The sequence below is a fragment of the Streptomyces sp. NPDC005574 genome (genome assembly GCF_040605435.1).
Taxonomy (GTDB): Bacteria; Actinomycetota; Actinomycetes; order Streptomycetales; family Streptomycetaceae; genus Streptomyces.
Genome location: NZ_JBEXCW010000180.1, coordinates 1 through 7,425, shown reverse-complemented (window position 1 = coordinate 7,425; position 7,425 = coordinate 1). Strand labels below are relative to the sequence as shown.

The following is a 7,425-nucleotide window of genomic DNA, read 5'->3' as shown; positions in this document are numbered from 1 at the left end:
CCCGGCACCGCGTGCGGTGCCGGGGCGACTGAACGGGTATGGTCGCTCCCGCGTCAGCCGACGACCTTCTTGAGGGCGTCGCCGAGCGCGTCGGCCTCGTCAGGGGTCAGCTCGACGACGAGCCGACCGCCGCCTTCGAGCGGAACGCGCATGACAATGCCCCGCCCCTCCTTTGTCACCTCGAGCGGGCCATCGCCCGTTCGCGGCTTCATGGCCGCCATGCTCGTTCCCCTTCCTGAAACCAGCTCATCGTCAAAGCCGACGGCCCTGGAGGGCACGCGCAGCCCGACGAGGGACACGCGACACCGGCATCGAACACATTGCTTCCAGGCCATTATCCCGCATCTCAGGACCCGATGACCAACATCAGTCGGCATCGCTTGGGCAACGCGCGCGAGCAAAACCACTCAATTCGGCGATGTGACTGCGATACTGCGCCGCCGCACGGACTTCCGCGCACCGGAAATCCGCCGGAATTCTTTGACGCAGGTCACACGTGCGGCCCGGTCCTCCCCCGGTGATCTCCGCCATGCTGTCCTTCGGACCACACCAGGACGTACCGACGGGTACGTCCGAGCCGCGACACCGGAGGGGTTACACCATGGCCGACACCGTGCTCTACGAGGTCAGTGACGGGCTCGCGACGATCGTGCTGAACCGCCCCGAGGCGATGAACGCGCTGGACATCGCCACCAAGGTCGTCCTGCGGGAGGCGGTGGAGTCCGCGGCGGCCGACGACGCCGTACGGGCGGTGCTGCTGACGGCGGCCGGGGAGCGCGCGTTCTGCGTGGGGCAGGACCTCAAGGAGCACATCGGGCTGCTGGCCGCCGACCGGGAGACCGGCTCCGGGCACACCATGACGACGGTGCGCGAGCACTACAACCCGATCGTGCGGGCGCTGACGGGCATGGCCAAGCCGGTGGTGGCGGGGGTGAACGGGGTCGCGGCCGGAGCCGGTCTCGGCTTCGCGCTGGCCGCCGACTTCCGGGTGGTGGCGGACACGGCGGCCTTCAACACCTCGTTCGCGGGTGTGGCGCTGACCGCCGACTCGGGGGTGTCCTGGACGCTGCCGCGGGTCGTGGGCCCCGGGCGCGCCGCCGACCTGCTGCTCTTCCCGCGCAGCATCACGGCCCGTGAGGCGTACGACCTCGGCATCGCGAACCGTCTCGTGCCGGCGGCCGACCTGCGCGCCGAGGCCGAGAAGGTGGCGCGGGCGCTGGCCGGCGGGCCGACGGTGGCGTACGCGGCGATCAAGGAGGCGGTGGCCCACGGGCTGACGCACTCCCTGGCGGAGACCCTGGAGAAGGAGGACGAGCTCCAGACCAGGGCGGGCGCCTCCGAGGACCACACGATCGCGGTCCGCGCGTTCGTGAACAAGGAGAAGCCGAAGTACCTGGGGCGGTGAGCGCCGGCCGGGCCGCTCAGGTCCGGCGGGCCACGCAGTCCGCCAGGTGGTCGTCGACCAGACCGCACGCCTGCATCAGCGCGTACGCCGTGGTGGGGCCGACGAAGCGCAGGCCCCGCTTCTTGAGGGCCTTCGACAGGGCGGTCGATTCCGGGGTGATCGCCGGGACGTCCCCGAGGGCCTTGGGGGCCGGTCCCGCGGCGGGCGCGTGGGACCAGATCAGCTCGTCCAGCTCGCCCGGCGACCAGTCGGCCAGCACGCGCGCGTTGGCGAGGGTCGCGTCGACCTTGGCGCGGTTGCGGATGATGCCGGGGTCGGCGAGGAGCCGTTCCCGGTCGCCGTCGGTGAAGGTGGCGACGGAGGCGATCCGGAAGTCGGCGAAGGCGGCGCGGAAGCCGGGGCGGCGGCGCAGGATCGTGATCCAGGACAGGCCGGACTGGAAGGCCTCCAGGCTGAGCCGTTCGAACAGCGCGTCGTCGCCGTGGACCGGACGCCCCCATTCCTCGTCGTGGTAGGCGACGTACTCCGCGGCGGACAGGGCCCAGGGGCAGCGCAGCGCGCCGTCGGGGCCGGCGAGGGCGGTGCCGTCGCTCACTGCCCGTCCTCCGGGGCGTGCCACTGCCCGTGGTCGCGGGCGGGCTTCTCCATGGAGACGTGGGCGGGGGCCTGGGCGCCGGCCAGCGCGGACTCCAGGTCGGCGATCCGGGCGTCCCGCTCGGCGAGTTCGGCGCCGAGGCGGCCGAGGGCGTCGTCGACGTCGGCCATGCGGTAGCCGCGGGCGGCGAGCGGGAAGCGCAGGCTGTCCACGTCCTCGCGGTTCACCGGGCGGTCGGGGGGCAGCGGGTCCTGCAGCCGCTCGGGGGCGGCCTCCGGCAGCGGACCGTCACCCTCGCCGCCGCCGACCACGGCGAGCGTCACCGCGGCGACCACCACGGCGAGCGCGACGACCAGGAACAAGAACATAACCATCGCTGGGTCCCCTCGAATGTGTCAGGGTCCGATCGTGCCATGCGAGTCTGGCAGTCAGGGCCGAAGAGGGCCGAAGACCAGCAGGTACCAGGAGAGGTCACAGGGAATGCTCAGGCTGGGCAGGCGCGTGTTCGAGGCGCACGAGCCGGTGGTCATGGCGATCGTGAACCGGACCCCGGACTCCTTCTACGACCGGGGAGCCACCTTCCTCGACGAGCCCGCCCTCGCGCGCGTGGAGCAGGCGGTGGCGGAGGGCGCGGCGATCATCGACATCGGCGGCGTCAAGGCCGGGCCGGGCGAGGAGGTGACGGCCGAGGAGGAGGGGCGGCGGACCGTCGGGTTCGTCGCGGAGGTGCGGCGCCGCTTCCCCGAGGTCGTGATCAGCGTGGACACCTGGCGGCACGAGGTCGGCGAGGCCGTGTGCGAGGCGGGCGCCGACCTGCTGAACGACGCGTGGGGCGGGGTCGACCCGCGGCTCGCGGAGGTCGCCGCGCGGTACGGGGTGGGCCTGGTCTGCACGCACGCGGGCGGCGCCGAGCCGCGGACCCGGCCGCACCGGGTGGCGTACGACGACGTGATGGCCGACATCCTCCGGGTGACCGTGGGGCTGGCCGAGCGGGCGGTGTCGCTGGGGGTGCCGAGGGAGTCGGTGCTGATCGATCCGGGGCACGACTTCGGCAAGAGCACCCGGCACAGCCTGGAGGCGACCCGGCGGCTGGCGGAGATGGTGGCGACGGGGTGGCCGGTGCTGGTGTCCCTGTCGAACAAGGACTTCGTCGGGGAGACGCTGGACAAGCCGGTGAAGGAGCGGGTGATCGGCACGCTGGCGACGACGGCGGTGTCCGCGTGGCTCGGGGCGCAGGTGTACCGCGTGCACGAGGTGGCGGAGACCCGTCAGGTGCTGGACATGGTGGCGTCCATCGCGGGCCACCGGCCCCCGGCGGTGGCCCGCCGGGGACTGGCGTAGCACTCCGGCAGGCGCGAGCCGGCCCACCGCTCCGGCCCTCCGCTCCGGTGAGGGCGCGGCGGGAAGACGCTGCCGCCCCGCCGCCCGTCACCCGTCACCCGGGGGCCGTGTTCCGGGTCCCGTCGCGTTCAGCCGTCGGCCGGAGCCGTCAGCGTCCCGCCTCCTTCGACATCAGGGCCACCGCCTCGTCGACGTCGTCCGTGACGTGGAAGAGCATCAGGTCCTTCTCCGCGGCCTTGCCCTGGGCGACCAGCGTGTTCTTCAGCCAGTCGACGAGTCCGCCCCAGTACGCGCTGCCGAACAGGACGATGGGGAAGCGGGTGACCTTCTGGGTCTGGACCAGGGTGAGGGCCTCGAAGAGCTCGTCGAGCGTGCCCAGCCCGCCGGGCAGGACCACGAAGCCCTGGGCGTACTTCACGAACATCATCTTCCGCACGAAGAAGTAGCGGAAGTTGAGGCCGATGTCGACGTACTGGTTCAGCCCCTGCTCGAAGGGCAGCTCGATGCCGAGGCCGACCGAGGTGCCCTTGGCCTCGCAGGCACCCTTGTTGGCGGCCTCCATCGCGCCGGGCCCGCCGCCGGTGATCACCGCGAAGCCGGCTTCGACCAAACCGCGGCCCAGCCGTACGCCCGCCTCGTACTCGGGCGAGTCCGCGGGGGTCCGCGCCGAGCCGAACACGCTGATGGCGGCGGGGAGTTCGGCGAGCGTACCGAAGCCCTCGATGAACTCCGACTGGATGCGCAGCACGCGCCAGGGGTCGGTGTGGACCCAGTCCGACGGGCCGCCGGCGTCCAGCAGCCGCTGGTCGGTCGTACTGGCCTGCACCTGATCCCGCCGTCGGAGAACCGGTCCCAGGCGCTGCTCCTCCGGCGGCTGCTTCTTCCCCTCGGGGTTCCCGGTAGCCATGTGCGCTCCCTCCGATCGCAGGTCTTTCCACCTCAGCGTAGATCTACGCGGGTTACGTGCGGGGGACGTCGGCATGTCCGCCGTGCAGCGCCGTACGGACGCGGCCGCCCCGTCCTGTCGTCGTCAGGACGTCAGCCAGTGCCGCAGGCGTTCCTCCGCCTCGGGAATCAGTGAGGCCCGCACCCGCTCGTCGACGCGGTGGGCCAGCAGGGGTGCGCCGGGGCCGTAGTTGACGGCGGGCACGCCCAGGGCGCTGAAGCGGGCGACGTCGGTCCAGCCGAACTTGGGGCGGGCCTCGCCGCCGACGGCCGCCATGAAGGCCGCCGCGGCCGGGTGGTTCAGGCCGGGGCGGGCGCCGCCGCTGTGGTCGTCGACGACGAAGTCGTCCACCCCGCAGTCCGCGAAGTACTCCCGGACGAACGCCTCGGCGTCCTGCGGACTGCGGTCGGGCGCGTAGCGGAAGTTGACGACGAGGGTGCAGGAGTCGGGGATGACGTTGTTGGCCACGCCGCCCTCGACGCGGACGGCGTTGAGGCCCTCGTGGAACCGGAGTCCGTCCACGACCGGTGTGCGCGGCTCGTAGGCGGCGAGCTTCGCCAGGGCGGGGGCCGCCGCGTGGATCGCGTTGGAGCCCATCCACGCGCGCGCGGAGTGCGCCCGCTGTCCGGTGAACGTCAGGAACATCCGCAGCGTGCCCTGGCAGCCGCCCTCGACCTGACCGTCCGTCGGTTCGAGCAGGACCGCGAAGTCGCCCTCCAGCCACTGCGGATGGGCTTCGGCGACGTGCCTGAGGCCGTTGAGGTGCGCGGCGACCTCCTCGTTGTCGTAGAAGACGAAGGTCAGGTCGCGGTTGGGGGCCGGGACGGTGGCCGCGAGGCGGAGCTGGACCGCCACCCCGGACTTCATGTCGCAGGTGCCGCAGCCCCAGAGCACGCCGTCCTCGTCCAGCCTCGACGGCACGTTGTCCGCGATCGGCACCGTGTCGATGTGCCCGGCGAGGATCACGCGCTCGGCGCGGCCCAGGTGGGTGCGGGCCACGACGTTGTTGCCGTGGCGGTCGACGCTCAGGTGGGGAAGTCCGCGCAGCGCGGTCTCGATGGCGTCCGCGAGCGGCTTCTCGGCGCCGCTCTCCGAGGGGAAGTCGACGAGCCGCGCGGTCAGCCCCGCGGCGTCCAGCGTGAGGTCAAGCGGGGTATCGGCCATGCCGTCGACCCTAGTGCCCCGGCGGTCGGCCCCCGCTTCCCACCCGGCTCGGGCGGCACAGGGGCCTCCAGTACCTTGTACGCGTGCCAGAGCCGTCCCCCACCTCCCGCCAGCGCCGCCGCGGTCGTCTTCTCCGCCTCGGCGCGGCCTTCGTGGTCCTGCTGTCCGTCGCCGGTTACCTCGTGGTGCAGTACGTCACCGGGGGTGCGGGCGGGCCCGGCTGCAGGGTCGTCTCGGGCGACGGGACGGCGGCGTACGACTTCACGCCGGAGCAGGCGGTGAACGCGGCGACGATAGCGGCGGTCGGCACCGGCCGCGGCATGCCCGACCGGGCCGTGACCATCGCGCTGGCGACCGCGCTCCAGGAGTCCGGGCTGCGCAACATCCGCCACGGCGACCGGGACTCGCTCGGCCTGTTCCAGCAGCGGCCCTCGCAGGGCTGGGGCACGGCGAAGGAGATCATGGAGCCGACGTACGCGGCGGGTGTCTTCTACGAGCACCTGGCGAAGGTGCCCGGCTACACCGGGCTGCCGCTCACCGTCGCCGCCCAGCGCGTGCAGCGCAGCGGCTATCCGTCGGCGTATGCGAAGCACGAACCGGACGCCGTGCTGCTGTCCGCCGCGCTCACCGGGACCTCGCCGGCCACGCTGACCTGTGACGGGCGCCAGAGGGCCGCCGTGGCCGCGGGTCCGGACGGGGTGCGGTCCGCGCTGGTCCGGGACTTCGGGCGCGACGTGCTGGATCCGGTGGGCGCGGAGGTGGGCAGCACGAAGGCGTCGCCGTCGCCGACGGCGAGCACGTCCGGGGGCGGCGGACGGACGGTGACCCTGCCGGTGACCGCTGACGCGAAGGGTTCCAGGGGGTCCGGCGAGCGCCGCGGCGTCCGGCAGCGGGGCTGGCAGCTGGCGCACTGGGCGGTGGCCAACGCCTCCGCGCTGCACATCGAGCGCGTCGCGTACGCCGGGCGGGAGTGGACCGCCGGGAACACCGACAGCCGGTGGCGTACGAGCGGGACGCGCGGCGCCGGCGGGACCGGGACGGACGCGGTACGGATCTTGACCGCGCAGTAGTGCGAGCGATCACCCGCAGGGGTCACGCCGGCGGCCCCGGGAAACGCCGTGAGCGGGTTTGGCCGCCCTCCTTCCGGCGACGGTCGAATCCCTTGCGGACAAAGGGGCCCACGGGGTCGACACCCTTTCGGGACGGGCACTCTTTGCCCGTTTTTATCCACAGCCGATAATGCGACGCATTACCAACTCTTTACGTCGGGCCGCCGCAACCTTCGTGGGCTTCGAGCGGTAGTCACTGCGTCCGAGCCCGGACGATCAACCGCCGGCCGCTCCACAGCCGGACGGCCGGACAGCGGTCGACGTGCGGGCACGGACCGACAGTTCACTTTCCTCCCGTCGAAGGAGCACCATGTCCCTCCCCCTGACCCGTCGGATCGCCCGTGCCGCGCTGCTCGTCGCTGCGGGAGCGGCCGCCGGGGTCGGTGCGGCCGGCTCCGCCAGTGCGGCCCCCGAGCTCCCGGCCGCTCCGAACCTCGGCGCGCTGACCGCCCTGGACGGGGCGAACGTCGGCAACACCGTGGACGGTGCGGCCGACAAGGTCTCCGGGCTCGCCGGTGACACCGGAGGCAAGGCCGTCAAGAAGGCCCTGCCGACCGCCGCGAAGACCGGTGCCAAGGTCGCGAAGAAGGCGGCGCCGGTCGCGCAGAAGGCCGCCGGTGAGGCGACGGGGTCCGCCGGGAAGCTCCTCGGCGACACCACGAAGACCGCCACCAAGGGCGGCCTGCCGACGGGCTCCCTCACCAAGGGCGGTCTGCCGACGAGCTCCCTGCCCACGCGGGGCCTCCAGCTCGGCGGCTGACGGCCTCCGCGTCAGTTTCGGACAGTGACTGGAGAGACTCGGGTGACAGAACTCCTCCGTCTACGAGGAGGGTTGCGACGTCGAGGCTGGTCGCTGCGGCGATGG

9 protein-coding genes are annotated in these 7,425 nt (G+C 72.8%); 4 read left to right on the top strand and 5 right to left on the bottom strand.

The annotated features are described in order from the left end of the window. Positions 1–53: 53 nt before the first annotated feature. Entirely contained in the window at positions 54–221 is a 168-nt protein-coding gene (locus ABZT03_RS42245; protein ID WP_003966491.1) for a DUF3117 domain-containing protein, read from the bottom strand. Positions 222–601: 380 nt separating this feature from the next. On the opposite strand from ABZT03_RS42245, the gene ABZT03_RS42240 reads away from it, so the two are divergent. Next, positions 602–1,405 carry an enoyl-CoA hydratase-related protein gene (locus ABZT03_RS42240; RefSeq protein ID WP_356049381.1) on the top strand — a complete coding sequence of 268 codons (804 nt, stop codon included), beginning with the start codon at positions 602–604 and terminating at the stop codon, positions 1,403–1,405. A 16-nt stretch (positions 1,406–1,421) separates the two neighbouring features. Here the strand turns inward: ABZT03_RS42240 and ABZT03_RS42235 are convergent, their stop codons facing one another. Then, positions 1,422–2,000 carry a DNA-3-methyladenine glycosylase I gene (locus tag ABZT03_RS42235; protein ID WP_356049379.1) on the bottom strand — a complete coding sequence of 193 codons (579 nt, stop codon included), beginning with the start codon at positions 1,998–2,000 and terminating at the stop codon, positions 1,422–1,424. After that, positions 1,997–2,368, bottom strand: a complete 372-nt coding sequence (locus tag ABZT03_RS42230; RefSeq protein WP_356049383.1) for a DivIVA domain-containing protein — start codon at positions 2,366–2,368, stop codon at positions 1,997–1,999. Before ABZT03_RS42230 ends, ABZT03_RS42235 begins: the two co-directional genes overlap by 4 nt. A 112-nt stretch (positions 2,369–2,480) precedes the next feature. On the opposite strand from ABZT03_RS42230, the gene folP reads away from it, so the two are divergent. Next, on the top strand, positions 2,481–3,341 hold the full coding sequence (gene folP, locus ABZT03_RS42225; protein WP_356049378.1) for a dihydropteroate synthase: 861 nt from the start codon (positions 2,481–2,483) through the stop codon (positions 3,339–3,341). 148 nt (positions 3,342–3,489) lie between these two features. On the opposite strand, the gene ABZT03_RS42220 is transcribed toward folP, so the two are convergent. Further along, positions 3,490–4,248, bottom strand: a complete 759-nt coding sequence (locus ABZT03_RS42220) for a TIGR00730 family Rossman fold protein (protein WP_356049377.1) — start codon at positions 4,246–4,248, stop codon at positions 3,490–3,492. A gap of 123 nt (positions 4,249–4,371) precedes the next feature. After that, positions 4,372–5,451: a succinyl-diaminopimelate desuccinylase gene (gene dapE / locus ABZT03_RS42215; RefSeq protein WP_356049375.1), complete on the bottom strand. Its 1,080-nt coding sequence runs from the start codon at positions 5,449–5,451 to the stop codon at positions 4,372–4,374. A gap of 83 nt (positions 5,452–5,534) precedes the next feature. Between dapE and ABZT03_RS42210 the strand changes: the two genes are divergently transcribed. Together ABZT03_RS42210 and ABZT03_RS42205 are read left to right on the top strand one after the other, a co-directional pair. Then, positions 5,535–6,521: a heavy metal transporter gene (locus tag ABZT03_RS42210; protein WP_356049373.1), complete on the top strand. Its 987-nt coding sequence runs from the start codon at positions 5,535–5,537 to the stop codon at positions 6,519–6,521. Positions 6,522–6,870: 349 nt separating this feature from the next. Beyond that, on the top strand, positions 6,871–7,320 hold the full coding sequence (locus ABZT03_RS42205) for an ATP-binding protein (protein WP_356049371.1): 450 nt from the start codon (positions 6,871–6,873) through the stop codon (positions 7,318–7,320). Positions 7,321–7,425: the final 105 nt, after the last annotated feature.

Excerpts from the sequence above, each read along its gene's own strand:
- ABZT03_RS42245 (WP_003966491.1), bottom strand. The coding sequence starts at position 221 with ATGGCGGCCATGAAGCCGCGAACGGGCGATGGCCCGCTCGAGGTGACA.
- ABZT03_RS42240 (WP_356049381.1), top strand. The coding sequence starts at position 602 with ATGGCCGACACCGTGCTCTACGAGGTCAGTGACGGGCTCGCGACGATC.
- ABZT03_RS42230 (WP_356049383.1), bottom strand. The coding sequence starts at position 2,368 with ATGTTCTTGTTCCTGGTCGTCGCGCTCGCCGTGGTGGTCGCCGCGGTG.
- folP (WP_356049378.1), top strand. The coding sequence starts at position 2,481 with ATGCTCAGGCTGGGCAGGCGCGTGTTCGAGGCGCACGAGCCGGTGGTC.
- ABZT03_RS42220 (WP_356049377.1), bottom strand. The coding sequence starts at position 4,248 with ATGGCTACCGGGAACCCCGAGGGGAAGAAGCAGCCGCCGGAGGAGCAG.
- dapE (WP_356049375.1), bottom strand. The coding sequence starts at position 5,451 with ATGGCCGATACCCCGCTTGACCTCACGCTGGACGCCGCGGGGCTGACC.
- ABZT03_RS42205 (WP_356049371.1), top strand. The coding sequence starts at position 6,871 with ATGTCCCTCCCCCTGACCCGTCGGATCGCCCGTGCCGCGCTGCTCGTC.